Raw genomic sequence first — 12,786 nt, 5'->3', positions numbered from 1 at the left:
ATTGGATATTACACGTTTTATATTAATTTAGAAAATTAATATTTTTAATGGACGTATAAACATTTATTTTATATATGAGGAAAAATAGATATATTTACTATTACTTTTTGAAAGAGATTTCATAAATTATAGTATATCGATTGAAAGGAGGAGATTTGAATGGAATTTCAATTATTAGTGAATTGCGTGTTACAAGAAGGGAATGCTTACTTTTTAGTAACAAAAGTAGATGATGTTATTACGTTGAAAGTGCCAATTACAGCAGGAGTAGCAGGTTTATTTTTAGCTTTAGGTGTACCAAGATGTTCTTAATCTAGCTTTTGATAGTAAAAGGATGAGGGACAAGCCTTACCCTTTTACTATTACATAATTTTTTTATGTAAACTAAATGAGTTTTTTAATATTATTTTTGCCATAGCACGTTTAAAACAGACATGCATATACTATAATGTTTCATTGGCCTTTGATGAGAAACGATAGTTTTAAAAAGTGTATCGAAAGTAGAAGTGATACTTTTTTTAATAATGAAAAAATATGAGGTGCTAGTATATATGAAAAGACGGACGTATGATATTCCAGTCGCGTTGCGAAGAGAATGGTTTTTAATAGAGTTAGCGCATTTAACAAAGAAATACGGAATTGAAATTGCAAATGGTAAAATAGAAGATGCACCATTTCTAAGAGATCAAGTTACAGAATTGAAAATAGGAGCTGGTTTGCAATACGATAAATATGATGATGAGTACATCATCGAGTTTTAAATAAAGAAGCTGCGTATAAAAGGTTATTAAAGAGACCTTTTATACGCAGCTTTTTTGTAAAGAGAAAGCTTTATTGAGAAATATTTAAAACGCTTCTTGCAAAAAGGAATGAAGGAATGTTGAGAGAATAACGTTTGATAAAAAGGCAGAAGGGGTAGTTTCTGTTTTAACAGCTTCTTCGGATGTAGAAATACAACTAATATCTCCAAAAGGAAAAGTTTATACAAATAAAGATAGTGCTGTATCTACTGGTGAAGGTGAATCTTTCTATACAGGAGCGACTATAAGAACATTTAAATTTGATAAAATGGAAGCAGGAGAATGGCAAGTTAAAATGATGGCGAAGCAGCCGAAAGATGCATATTTAATCGTAACCGATTACAAAAAAGATGCTCCGTTCGTCCTTCAAATGCCGGCAAAAGTTAAAGTAAATAAAGCAGAGTATAAACTCAAAAAATCACCTGTAGCTCCAGAAATGAAAGGCGATCTTTCAGTAACAGTAAGAGTAATTAATAAAGATGGAAAGTTAGTTTCTGAATCAAATGAATCACAAAATATTAATACAAATACATTTACAGGTGCTTTGAAAAATATAGAACAGCCGGGTGTATATAACGTTACAATTGATATAAAAGGGATGAATAAGGAAGGACAACCTTATAATCGTACGATAGTTAAGTCGGTTTATGTGGAAAAGTAAGAATGAATAGGACTTAATATGAAAAGTGCCGGAATCTTGTGTTAGAAAGATTTTGGCACTTTTTTTAATTTAATAGATTAATAGAAAAGTGAAATGGGAGTTTATGTACTATAAGAGAGATGATAGGAATCGAAGAATACTGTTATTCAATAAAAAAGATGCTGAAATAGCATCTGAATGTGAGGGAATAGTATTAACTTAGTTTTGTAACTGTTAATTCAACTGAATTTATACCATTATCACAAGTTACAATACTTTGATGATTGAAACCACTATTATTTCTAAGTTGAAGAGTTGAATTAGCGGGTACCGTAACAATAGTTTCTCCAACTAGTTGAAGGCATTCGTTATTTGATGAAGTATTCATTTGAAAAGCGAAATCACCTTGACTATTAGCAAGTGGATTGTTATTTAAAAATATAGTTATGACTGGAATATGGGGAAATACAGGATTTAACGTAGTGTTAATACTTGAAATGAAAGAAATTCTATAATCACCAGCTTTACTAAATTGTATAGTAGTCGGATTTAGTAAGGAAACTCCTCCTGCCAAAGGGCCAATGTGATTAAATGGAAAAGGATCGCCAAAAGGGACAGTTATAAATTCAGTTTGCCAAAAAGTGCCGTAAGCAGGCTTAGATGATTTATGTGAATGGTCGCATGAACATTTTTTATATGAACTAGAAGAAGAGTGGCATGAACATCTTTTATATGAACTTGAAGAATGATAGTATGAACCCAATATATTACCTCCTATTATTAATAAATGTATAACACATAGTAGTTTATGCAATCGAAAAGCAATTGGCGTGTATACTTGTCCATATATAAGGTAATAGATTTGGGATAAAAGGCTGGCATAATATAAAGTGCTCTAATGAGGAGATATAGTTTTCAAAAAAGTGGAGTTAGAATATTCTATGTAATGAATTTCGGAGAAGAAAAAGGATGAAAATTTAGCAGATAACTCTATCCAAGGTTTTAAAATGTTGAAGTATTTAAACTTTAAGATAGTATATCGCCAAAGTAAAGAAGAGAAGTATTTAAAGGACAGCATTTTAGTGAAACAGAGAAATGGATAAAGCGATGATTAAGTTTCCAACTTAGTCGTCGCTTTTTATTTATGTAGTTGTGCAGGAAGAAGGCAAAAAATATCGAATGAATGTAATTATACAGAATTGTTTGTATTTAGTATGAATAGTAGTTAAAGATACGTTAGTTATATTTCAAACAGTAAGAAAAGAGAGATTAAATAATAGAGGGAGCAACTTACATGGAAAATATATTAAAGGTATCCTCAAAATCAAGTCCGAATTCAGTGGCAGGTGCAATAGCGGGTGTACTAAGAGCAAGTGGCAATGTAGAAATCCAAGTAATTGGAGCTGGTTCTTTAAACCAAGCGATTAAAGCGATTGCGATTGCAAGAGGTTTTGTCGCTCCAAGTGGAATTGACTTGGTTCTTGTTCCAGCGTTTCAAGAGGTTACTATCGATAATCAAGAAAGAACAGCAATCAAATTAATTGTAGGTCCTAGAAGAAAAAGGTCTTAATAGCGAGCACTAATATAAGGGGATTTGAAAAGATCAATAGACTCCAAAAAGTTAGACACGTTATTTCATTTGACAGTCCCTTGGGCTTGGATACAGTATTGTACCGAATTCATGACTTTTAATTTCCACTTATATTTATCGGATTTTTCTAGAAACTTAAAAATGCCAAATCCTTTGTGACATAAGGGATTTGGCATTTTTGAAGTTTTTATGTATTTAAAATAAATACTAAAACTGCTCATTCTTCTCTCAAGATCCTACGATATAGACTTATAAACCTTGTCATATCAAGATTTATAGACTCTGTTATTTATTAATTCTCACATTTTGCTCACATTAGAATTTTTCGGTTTTTATTTAATGTTTTCATAAGGTTTTATTACATTCTCAAAATTTTCTGCGGCCTGTTGCTGCATGTATTGTGTGATATGGCTATATTTATACCATTGCTATCAGATTTACGTGAGAATGGTCAAATTTAGCAAGATGCGGATTTAATAGCATTCTTATACCGTGAAGATTACTATGACCGCGAGACAGAAAATAAAAACATAACGGAAATTATTTTAGTGAAACAGAGGAACGATCCAGTTGGTCCAGTGTCTCCGGTAGATCCGGTTGTTCCAGTCGGCCCTGTAGGAACTTGAAAAGGTTGCATAGGCGGGAATGTAGGTCCAATCGAACCAGGGTTTAATGCAGCAGAAGATAAAAATTCGTCCAATATAATTCACCTCTGAAAAATTCGTATTACTAATAGTAAATGTGGGAGTAGAGCCAAAGGAAATGGACAAGCGTTGAATATGTGAAATTTAATAAAATCGTTATTTTAGAGAAAGGGGTTATTGGAGAAGAGTTTCAGCTAGCCCCGAACATAGCCCCGATGATAGTAGCAATAATAATGGAAAAGAAGGGGTAGAAAATACTTACAAGTATAAAAACTATAATAGCAAAATTCCTTCCTATACCTTTTGGAGCAAAAATAATTAAAACCAGTGATACAAATATTAAATAAATTAAATTACTATCACTATAAAAATTGAAAAATACGATAATAGTTAACAAAATTGAAATGAAACCGAAGTATTTTCTCATTACTTTAGCCTTTCTTGAAAAAAATAAATGATACAGATTATACCATAAATGAATAAGGTTGAAGTGAAATTTTAACAAAAACGCTATTTTATTAGAAAAGGAGAATGAAAAGTGAACTTAAAGGAGTACGTCGTTTATAAAGGTGAATCATTCGTGTGTCTCGGGACCATAAAGGAATGCGCTCAACATATGGGCGTACTTCCTGAAACGGTTCATTACTATACAACACCAGCCTATCAAAGGAAGTTAGCAAAGCGGAAGAGAGTTAGAAATTACTTAACTGTTTCAATTCTTGAGGAAGATTAATATAAAAATTTCATTTTGTCGAAATAAAAACCCTAGTTTCCTAGGGTAATGGTATAACAGCTCAATATATTTTAATCTTTTATATTGTAACGTAATATTACGTTGAAAACATCAGGTGAATGTAACCAATCGCAGAAAAAGAGCAGCTAGCAAAAGCTAACTGCTTAATACAGAGGAGAGAAGAATTACAGGGACAGTTAAATGAGTTCTGGCTTATCGCCTGTGTATAGCATTTGCGAATTATTAAATTTTATTCAGGAGGAATGGATTTGAAAAGATATCGCGTTGAATTTACTGAAACTAAATCTTATGAAGCATTTGTGGAAGCACCTGATCTAGATAAAGCAATTGATAAAGTTCGTAATGGTCTTGTAGAGGATGAAGAACTAATTGCAAAGGATGTATTTACAAAATAAGAGCAGCTAGCTTAATTAGCTAGCCACTTGTTGTACAAAAGAAAAATAGGCCCTACAAGTTGGGATGTGTAGCTTTAAAGTTACAGTTTTAGTATAAACCGGATTAGAAATGTTATGCGGAAGTGAATGGAGAAAAGCTTCATTTTAGTAGTAAGTGTTCTTTTTCCTAATTACTTTAATAAATTTAATGGTTTTTCAGGTTAATTTAATATAAATTTCATGTTCTGGCTCTAAATGGATTAGTATGTGAGCACGATTAAATTTTTTCTTGATACTTTGTTCTATTCGATCACATAACTCATGCGCTGTTTTGATGTCATAGTGAGATAAAACAACAAGGTGAAAATCTATGTATTCCATTGAACCTGAGCGTCTTGTGCGAAAATCATGAAACTCAATATATTCATCTTTATAAGTTTCAATGATATTTATGATTTTTTGTTCTTCTGCTGGTAATAGACACGCATCAATTAATGGAGGGAAGGACTCTTTCATTAATTTGAAGGCTTCAGTCATAATATAAACAGCTAAAATAATTCCAATGATTGGGTCTAGGAAATACCATTTAGTTAAACTAACTAAAAATAAGCTAATTGCAACACCTAAGGAAGTGTAAACATCAGTGAGTAAATGTAGTGCATTAGATTTCATTGCAATTGAATTTGTTTTTCAGCAGTTTTGTTAACAATTCGTGATACTACAGAATTGATGAGTGCTCCTATCAACATAACGACTATTCCTAAAAATGGGAGTTGAATTGGTTCAGGGTTTATCAATTTAAGAACACATTCATAAATAATCCAAAAACCAGCTATGAAAATTAGTAATGTTTCAATTGTTCCGGATATGTTTTCCACCTTTCCGTGTCCATAGGGATGGATTTTATCCGCTGGTTTATTTGAAATTCGGACAGAAAAGAAAGCGATGATTGAAGCTAATAAATCTAATGATGAATGAATAGCCTCGGAAAGAATAGCGACTGAACCAGTAAATATACCAATAACAACTTTTAAAACAACAACAAAAGAGTTACTTAATACTGATAAAAAAGCTACTTTTGATGAATCCATTGTTATTTATTCCCCCTAAACTCTTATGATTTACCATTTTATGTTATCAGTTCGAAATACAGTGGGTCTATAGCAACCTTTTTGTGAAAGACAATAAAAATTGAAGTGCTCTTAATATGTTTCCTTTAGGCATATTTAATTACAAAATTGAAATATAAGTGAACAGAATATAGTCCGGCTAGAAAACTAGAGGACACCAATTCACTAAAGCAGCAATTTAAACTGTTTTAGGAATAGGTGTCCTTTTTATTTTGAAAAGGGAGATGGGGAAATGAAGGCATTAAAGGATCAGCTACGTGAGTGGAAAAAGCAATCGAAACAAGCAAAGAAGAAAAATAAGAAAAACAAGAAAAAACGAAAAGGAAAATTAAGTACTCGTGACATTGAAGATTTAATGGGGATTCGTGGACCACGTTATGAACGTAGACGTGGAGATTTAAGACAAAAGTAATTAAAAAATAAAAAGGGGTGGTCTTACATGACTAAACAATTATCTTTCTTACCAAAAATCGATAGAACAGCAACGCAAGAAGAATTAGAGGGTGTGTTGGAAAGCGTACGTATACATAGGTAATTTGGGATGATGCGTAAAGAAATGAAAGTCACTCCTTCTTATGAAATGCGTGAGCACGGTCCTACACATGCAGTTGGTAAGCCGTTAGAAGATATTGCCATAGCGAATATTCAACAAAGTAAACGAGAAGAGTTGCTTGAAAGAATGTCATTACGTATTGATCAGTTTTTAAATCGATTAGGAAATGGACGTGCAGGAAGCATCCAAAGAGATATTATTTATAAACGTTATCTAGAAGAAGAGGATGTATGTGATTATATGGTTTATAACGAAATAGGGATGTCAGAGCGCACTTATCGACGTTGGAAGTCTAAAGCGTTTTATAAACTTGCTTTTGCACTTGGATTAGAAGTTTACGAGACAGAAGAAAAGGGAGGTAATGAATAATGAATTTCGTTCAACCAATACGTGATTCAGAGCAAATACAGCAGCTAAAAGATTATTTTAAGGAAAAGAGCTTACGTAATTACATTCTCTTCATTATGGGAATCAATACGGGTCTGAGAATCTCGGATATTTTGAAATTGAAGGTAGGGGATGTCAAAGGTAGTCATATATCTATGAGGGAAAAGAAAACAGGGAAACAGAAACGAATACAAATCACTGCAGCACTGAAAAGAGAACTTAAATGGTTTATTGAAGAAAGAGAAGACAATGAGTATTTATTACAAAGTAGACAAGGTAAGAATCGTCCAATTGGTCGTAGCATGGCATATAAGATACTAAGTGGAGCAGCGGCAGAGTTTGGATTAGATGAAATAGGAACACATACGCTAAGAAAGACGTACGGATATCATATGTACATGCAAACGAAAAACATAGCATTACTCATGGAGATATTCAATCACTCTTCAGAGGAGGTCCCGTTACGTTATATAGGTGTAAATCAAGATGCAATGGATAAAGCAATGACTAGGTTTAGAATCTAATCATTGCTTTTTTCTTTTTAAATCTAGGGGTATCACCCCATGTCCATCAACTTAAGAAAACAAGTTACCCCAAAACGATAAAAATGAGCTGAATTCTTATAAATAACTGCAAAATAATAAAATTTTTGTTTTGTGGACACTTCAAATTACTAGATTGATGATAACGTGGCGGGACTCCTAAAATAGGATTATAATTAGCATTGCTTTTAACAATGTGACAATGATTATTGTCACACTTCCATTTCGGTTACGATCTATTTTGTTATTTAAGGCGTTAAAAGAAAACTTCAGAATAAATAGGTAATTTATGTTAAAATATAAAGAAAAATGAAAAATGATAAATATTATTAATTATGAAAAGGGAAATATTATAAAATTAGAATTTAATTCGGAAGGATTGAGTTTATTTATATATTCTTAGGAGTGATGGAATGGATAATCCTTATAAAATAGCTGTAATTGGTGGCACTGGTAAGGTAGGTCGTTATATAGCTTCAGAATCGTTAAAAAATGGCTACCAAATTCGTATGCTTGTTCGGAATCCTAAAAAATTAAAGTATAACGATGATAAAATTGAGATTGTAACAGGTACTGCGGAGAATGTAGATGCAATAAGACAACTACTCGAAGGTTGTCATATTGTTATAAATTGCTTTGGTCAACCTATGAGAGATACACCTATATATAGCAAAGTTACCAGAGATATACTTGAAGTAATGAAAGAAAAGGATATTAAGAGATATATTGGCGTTACAGGAGGTTCTCTCAACATTATAGGAGATAAAAAAAGTCTTTTAAATAAGATTGGAGCAAAAATGTTTGAAGTGCTCTTTTCCAAAATGATGAAAGATAAAAGAGAAGAGCTGAATATTCTTTTGAAAAATAAAGACCTTGATTGGACACTAATAAGACTGCCTTTTGTAAAGGAGGGTGTTGAAGTAAGAGCAGTCAAAGAAAGTCTTATCGATATGCCTGGGGCAATGATTTCAAATAAAGAAATAGCAAATTTTATAATTAGCCAGATTGATAATAAAGAGTATATTCATAAAACACCTTTTATTGCGATTTAATATAAGGGTAGCGTCACATCGCCATCAAGCTAGAAAATTGTATCCATAAAACGAAAAAAACGCTATTCTTTTTGTAGAAATATACAGAAAGGGGGCGTTTTTGTTATGAATTTATCGATTTTAGATGAACTAGAATTGTTCTCTAAAGAACTACAACGATATATGTCACCGTATGCTTTGGAACAGTTAGCTAGAGAGATAGGATTTGTTCAACGAAAAAGTAAATATCGTGCACAAGACTTAGTGGCTTTATGTGTTTGGTTAAGCCAAAATATAGCTCATACTTCATTGACACAATTATGTAGTCGATTAGAAGCTAACACAGGCATTTCCATGAGTCCGGAAGGACTCAATCAACGCTTTAATTCTCGGGCTGTACAGTTTTTACAACAAATATTAGCGTATTTACTTAACCAACAATTTCATTCCTCCAACTCAAACAAGATTCCAACTTTGTATACAAACTATTTTCGTAGTATTCGTGTATTGGATTCTACACATTTTCAGGTTCCAGATAAATTTGCTTCTACATATCAAGGTTCAGGAGGTAGTGGTCATAGTGCTGGTGTGAAAATTCAATTAGAGTACGATTTGCTTAGTGGTCAATTTTTACATGTTCATGTAGGTTCGGGAAAGCAAAATGATAAAATTTATGGTTCTACTTGCTTAACGTCTCTTCAACCGCACGATGTATGTATACGTGATCTAGGATATTTCGATTTAAGAGATCTACATACGATAGACGAGTGTGGTGCTTATTTTATTTCACGATTAAAGCTCAATACTCGTATATATCAGAAGAATAGAGAACCTGAATACTTTCAAAATGGAACAATAAAAAAGCAATCTGAATACATCCAACTAGATATGGAGCAATTCATTGACCAATTACAGTCAGGTGAAACATATGAAACTTCCTGAGATTTATATTGGAATGTATCAAAAACTTCCTGCAAGACTAATTCTGTACAAATTAACTGAAACGCAAATGAAACGTAGACAAAAGGATTTAGCATCTAAAGAACATAAGAAGCAAATTACCTATAAAGAACGCAGTAAGCGACTTAGTGCAATTAACTTTTACATTACAAATATTCCTTTGGAATATCTACCAAAGGAACAAGTATACGATTTTTACTCCTTACGATGGCAAGTTGAACTTATCTTTAAAACATGGAAATCATTCTTTCGTATTCATCATTGTAATTCTGTAAAATTAGAACGACTAGAATGTCACTTATACGGACAATTAATTAGCATCTTTCTTTGTTCCTCCACTATGTTCCAAATGCGCCAATTACTCCTCAGCAAGAAGAAACGAGAATTAAGCGAATATAAAGCGATTTATATGATAAAAGATTATTTTCCACTTATTTATCAATCTCTACAAAAAGACACCCAAGAATTAACAAAGATATTGTCTCGGCTGTTTAATCTCTTACAGAAAAACGGACGAAAATCCCATAGGTATGAGAAGAAAACAGTCTTTGATATCTTAGGCGTCGTATATAACTTTTCTATGTCTCACAATCATGTAGCGTAATCAAAAAAACTGAAACCCGATAGGGTTTATTTGGTATGCAAATCTTTCAAGAACTTACACTAGATCTTTAGAAAAAAGAAAAAATCTCACATGAAATTAAACTTATATAAGCTTAGCTTGATAGGCATGGGGTATCACCAACAATTACTAAATCAATGATAACGATTGATAATAAAGCTAAAAAAACTCCAATGTATTCACCACAATTTATACTTAAAACAAATTGTGTACAGCGATTAATAATAATATAAATCCACTTAAAGCTGTGCTAAATTGTCCTAATGTCCAAGATCCAATTTTTACATTTGCAACTTTTTTTCCTAATTTAACTCCTAACCAAACAGTTAAAAAGCTGAATATTGCTGCTGATAATGAAATAGCAAATGGAGATAATTTTAATAGCCCTGCACCTAGTCCATTCGTTAGAGCATTCATAGATATAGCAATACCAAGAACAATTGCTTCAAAAAAACTAATATTTCCTGATTTATCAAGGTCAGCTTTTTCAGGAGATTTTAAATATCCAGTAATAACATTTGAAACAGATTCATCGTCATCAAATACTTCTTGATTAACTTTCTTTTTTCTTGGAATTGTCATTAAAATAATTCGCAAACCAATTACAAACAAAAACACTGTACCAATAACGTCAGATAATGTACCAGGAAAAACTTTTGAAATATATTGCCCAAATAAAATACCCATTTCACTAAAAACAAAAGCAATAATCGCAATTATAAAGTTAGCTAAAAAACCTATACGAATATTACGAATACCATAAGATATGCCTACTCCAAAATTATCTATACTAGAGGATAACGAAAGTAATAAAATGGTGATTAAAGCTGTTATAGCCACAATTATCATACTCCCTTTTTGTTCTATGCTGAAACAGCAAGCTATTTTCTGGGTTATTGTATGATATATCAAAAAAAGAGTTCCTATAAATGCCCTTTTAAAAATATTTTTCTACTAGTATTGTGTTTTTTGCTTAGTGTTGTTTTTTCAAAAATGCTGGTGGTACTCCTATACAGTTACTCATAAATTCCGTACTGTGTAACTCAAAAGAGAAAGTTTAATTAAGTCAATGATTGCAAGGGATTCAATGAAGGGGTCAGTTACACACAATATAAGATATGGGTAAGTCATTAAGATAAAATACATAAGAGTGAAGAATGAAAATAAGTGGCAGAGTCGTGACCGCTTTTTGGCAGGAAATGTGCCGGTCGTTTTGGAATGAACGTGATATATTTGTATTGTGAGAAGTGACGGAAAACATTTTTTCACGTTCCTTTATAATTCAAATGGATCGTTAGGCTATGGGTGATGGTTGAGGATTGAATGAGATGTTGTTTCTTGTTTTCAATTCCAAAGTCAAAATCTGTTGTGTAAACGGAGAAGGGCTTTTGCTCTTCTTCCAGTTACTTAATATTGTTGGACGGATAAAAGTAAACAACATTAGGTGGTTGGAAGAAGAATAAAACTTCATTTACCGTATTTATATTAATAGCATAAGATTTTGACGAAAGGGCACCTGGCGCAGGGTTGCTCTTTTATTATGCGGAAAGTGTGTGATTTATCTGATATTTAAAAAAGTATATTATCTTGCTCGATGTACATATTAAGTAACGTGTTTAATACCATACATAAAAGGCGGGAGAATATGAGTGAAAATAAGAAAAATGAAGAATTAAATAAGGTAAAGAAGTATTATTTTAATGAGGATAATCAACCAGTAGCTGGTATAGAGTTAACTTTGCCGCCTGATATAGGAAGTTTGTTAGACCCGAAATCAGATAATGATGAAAGTAGAGAAAGTAATAATGAATAAGTTTAATCTAAGCATCTATTCGGGTGCTTTTTATTTTATAGATAAGGAGTGGGGATAGATGTGTGAGATGCGTACAGAAACAAGATATTTCAATCGTTCTGAATGTTTAGCGTGTGGTCATCAAGATAAGGTGTATCATCCATCTAAAGAAGAATATAAAGAAGTAACTGTTTGTCCGAAATGTAACGGTGCTTTTGTAGATATGTTTAAGTTAGGGAAGTACAAACAATCGGATATCGATGCTGTTCCTATTGTGCTTTATAAAGGCGAAGAGATAAAAGGTAGAGTAAGAGTTAGCTTTGATTGGAAGACAAACTACAATCGTAAATCAGGTTCTTACATTCACGTTGAACCAGATGAACAAGGTATTAACACAAAGATTATACAGCATAATCATCCTATTGTGGAAGAACAGGTAGAGTTCTTTCGGTTATGAAAGAATACAAAACCAAACAACAGAAGCGTAAGTTCTATGACAGTGGTGAGTGGAAGAGCATACGCGAACAAGTAAAGAAGCGAGACAAGCTAGATGGTTTTTCTAATTTTAACGATAAATCTAGCATTACTGCCATTTGTCCACGAGTTGCATTATCACCTGGATTAAAATATCCTTCTGGAGTACCATTAATAATGCCTTTTTCTGATAAATAGTTAATCTCTTTAATTGCCCAGTGGCCAGCTTGGACATCAGGGAAAGATTTAGCACTTGCAAGATTAGGGATGAATAATGATAAAACCATTACAAGCGCTATTAGTAATAAACTAAACTTCTGCAAAATATCGCCTCACTTTGTATATGTTTTAACCCACTTAACTTTAGCATTTCTTACCAATAATTCAAAGCTTAATAGAGTAATATATAATTTTTAGTGCTTTCCCTACAACAGGGTGTTACCTATGTCCATCAAGTTAAAGAATCAAAATCTCCCTATAACGAAATTGCTA

At 32.3% G+C, this 12,786-nt stretch carries 12 protein-coding genes and 8 pseudogenes; 15 read left to right on the top strand and 5 right to left on the bottom strand.

The genetic code is table 11. The annotated features are described in order from the left end of the window. Window positions 1–159 precede the first annotated feature (159 nt). The 3 genes and pseudogenes from exsG to CDB3_RS13625 form a co-directional block, all read left to right on the top strand. Window positions 160–312, top strand: a complete 153-nt coding sequence (exsG, locus tag CDB3_RS13635) for an exosporium protein ExsG (protein WP_000395676.1) — start codon at window positions 160–162, stop codon at window positions 310–312. A 239-nt stretch (window positions 313–551) separates the two neighbouring features. After that, window positions 552–761 carry a hypothetical protein gene (locus tag CDB3_RS13630; RefSeq protein ID WP_128854856.1) on the top strand — a complete coding sequence of 70 codons (210 nt, stop codon included), beginning with the start codon at window positions 552–554 and terminating at the stop codon, window positions 759–761. Window positions 762–888: 127 nt separating this feature from the next. Next, a pseudogene (locus CDB3_RS13625) lies at window positions 889–1,461 on the top strand (hypothetical protein); the annotation flags it as partial. 193 nt (window positions 1,462–1,654) lie between these two features. On the opposite strand, the gene CDB3_RS13620 reads toward CDB3_RS13625, so the two are convergent. Continuing rightward, window positions 1,655–2,203, bottom strand: coding sequence for a preprotein translocase (locus CDB3_RS13620; protein WP_128854855.1), 549 nt, complete (start codon window positions 2,201–2,203; stop codon window positions 1,655–1,657). A 531-nt stretch (window positions 2,204–2,734) separates the two neighbouring features. Here CDB3_RS13620 and CDB3_RS13615 point away from each other — a divergent pair. Together CDB3_RS13615 and CDB3_RS13605 are read left to right on the top strand one after the other, a co-directional pair. Then, window positions 2,735–3,010, top strand: coding sequence for a stage V sporulation protein S (locus CDB3_RS13615; RefSeq protein WP_000427797.1), 276 nt, complete (start codon window positions 2,735–2,737; stop codon window positions 3,008–3,010). A gap of 443 nt (window positions 3,011–3,453) precedes the next feature. Then, window positions 3,454–3,612, top strand: a pseudogene (locus CDB3_RS13605) (DnaB-like helicase C-terminal domain-containing protein); the annotation flags it as partial. Here CDB3_RS13605 and CDB3_RS13600 read toward each other — a convergent pair. Beyond that, window positions 3,594–3,731, bottom strand: a pseudogene (locus CDB3_RS13600) (exosporium leader peptide-containing protein); the annotation flags it as partial. The pseudogenes CDB3_RS13605 and CDB3_RS13600 overlap by 19 nt on opposite strands. A 482-nt stretch (window positions 3,732–4,213) precedes the next feature. Between CDB3_RS13600 and CDB3_RS13590 the strand changes: the two are divergent. Both CDB3_RS13590 and CDB3_RS31690 read left to right on the top strand, forming a co-directional pair. Further along, window positions 4,214–4,408 (top strand): hypothetical protein, encoded by a 195-nt coding sequence (locus CDB3_RS13590; protein ID WP_128854854.1) that lies wholly within the window; start codon window positions 4,214–4,216, stop codon window positions 4,406–4,408. A 269-nt stretch (window positions 4,409–4,677) separates the two neighbouring features. Further along, the gene (locus CDB3_RS31690; RefSeq protein ID WP_170961043.1) at window positions 4,678–4,824 is read left to right on the top strand and encodes a hypothetical protein; all 147 of its coding nucleotides are present in this window, start codon (window positions 4,678–4,680) and stop codon (window positions 4,822–4,824) included. A gap of 195 nt (window positions 4,825–5,019) precedes the next feature. Here the strand turns inward: CDB3_RS31690 and CDB3_RS13585 are convergent. Next, a pseudogene (locus CDB3_RS13585) lies at window positions 5,020–5,894 on the bottom strand (cation diffusion facilitator family transporter). Window positions 5,895–6,165: 271 nt separating this feature from the next. On the opposite strand from CDB3_RS13585, the gene CDB3_RS13580 reads away from it, so the two are divergent. The 5 genes and pseudogenes from CDB3_RS13580 (at window position 6,166) to CDB3_RS13560 (ending at window position 10,010) form a co-directional block, all read left to right on the top strand. Further along, complete coding sequence (locus CDB3_RS13580) at window positions 6,166–6,345, top strand: hypothetical protein (RefSeq protein WP_128854853.1); 180 nt, start codon at window positions 6,166–6,168, stop codon at window positions 6,343–6,345. Window positions 6,346–6,372: 27 nt separating this feature from the next. Continuing rightward, a pseudogene (locus CDB3_RS13575) lies at window positions 6,373–6,855 on the top strand (ArpU family phage packaging/lysis transcriptional regulator). Next, window positions 6,855–7,397: a site-specific integrase gene (locus CDB3_RS13570; RefSeq protein WP_128854852.1), complete on the top strand. Its 543-nt coding sequence runs from the start codon at window positions 6,855–6,857 to the stop codon at window positions 7,395–7,397. The pseudogene CDB3_RS13575 and the gene CDB3_RS13570 overlap by 1 nt, the downstream one beginning before the upstream one ends. A gap of 431 nt (window positions 7,398–7,828) precedes the next feature. Further along, the gene (locus CDB3_RS13565) at window positions 7,829–8,467 is read left to right on the top strand and encodes an NAD(P)-dependent oxidoreductase (protein WP_000369880.1); all 639 of its coding nucleotides are present in this window, start codon (window positions 7,829–7,831) and stop codon (window positions 8,465–8,467) included. Between the two features lie 105 nt (window positions 8,468–8,572). Next, window positions 8,573–10,010 (top strand): annotated as a pseudogene (locus tag CDB3_RS13560) (IS4 family transposase). Between the two features lie 213 nt (window positions 10,011–10,223). On the opposite strand, the gene ytaF reads toward CDB3_RS13560, so the two are convergent. Next, window positions 10,224–10,868 (bottom strand): sporulation membrane protein YtaF, encoded by a 645-nt coding sequence (ytaF, locus tag CDB3_RS13555; protein ID WP_205753518.1) that lies wholly within the window; start codon window positions 10,866–10,868, stop codon window positions 10,224–10,226. Between the two features lie 805 nt (window positions 10,869–11,673). Between ytaF and CDB3_RS31685 the strand changes: the two genes are divergently transcribed. The 3 genes and pseudogenes from CDB3_RS31685 to CDB3_RS32390 form a co-directional block, all read left to right on the top strand. Continuing rightward, window positions 11,674–11,841 carry a hypothetical protein gene (locus tag CDB3_RS31685; RefSeq protein WP_179139700.1) on the top strand — a complete coding sequence of 56 codons (168 nt, stop codon included), beginning with the start codon at window positions 11,674–11,676 and terminating at the stop codon, window positions 11,839–11,841. A 58-nt stretch (window positions 11,842–11,899) separates the two neighbouring features. Beyond that, the gene (locus CDB3_RS13545) at window positions 11,900–12,277 is read left to right on the top strand and encodes a hypothetical protein (protein WP_128854850.1); all 378 of its coding nucleotides are present in this window, start codon (window positions 11,900–11,902) and stop codon (window positions 12,275–12,277) included. Then, a pseudogene (locus CDB3_RS32390) lies at window positions 12,274–12,372 on the top strand (HNH endonuclease); the annotation flags it as partial. The gene CDB3_RS13545 and the pseudogene CDB3_RS32390, both read left to right, overlap by 4 nt. Here CDB3_RS32390 and CDB3_RS13540 read toward each other — a convergent pair. Beyond that, window positions 12,348–12,617: pseudogene (locus CDB3_RS13540) on the bottom strand (S-layer homology domain-containing protein); the annotation flags it as partial. The pseudogenes CDB3_RS32390 and CDB3_RS13540 sit on opposite strands and share 25 nt — an antisense overlap. Between the last annotated feature and the right edge of the window lie 169 nt (window positions 12,618–12,786).

The organism is Bacillus sp. CDB3, assembly GCF_002081505.1.
In the GTDB taxonomy this organism is placed as follows: domain Bacteria; phylum Bacillota; class Bacilli; order Bacillales; family Bacillaceae_G; genus Bacillus_A; species Bacillus_A cereus_AT.
The sequence above is the reverse complement of the archived record's forward strand: the minus strand, read 5'-3'. Positions and strand labels throughout refer to the sequence as shown.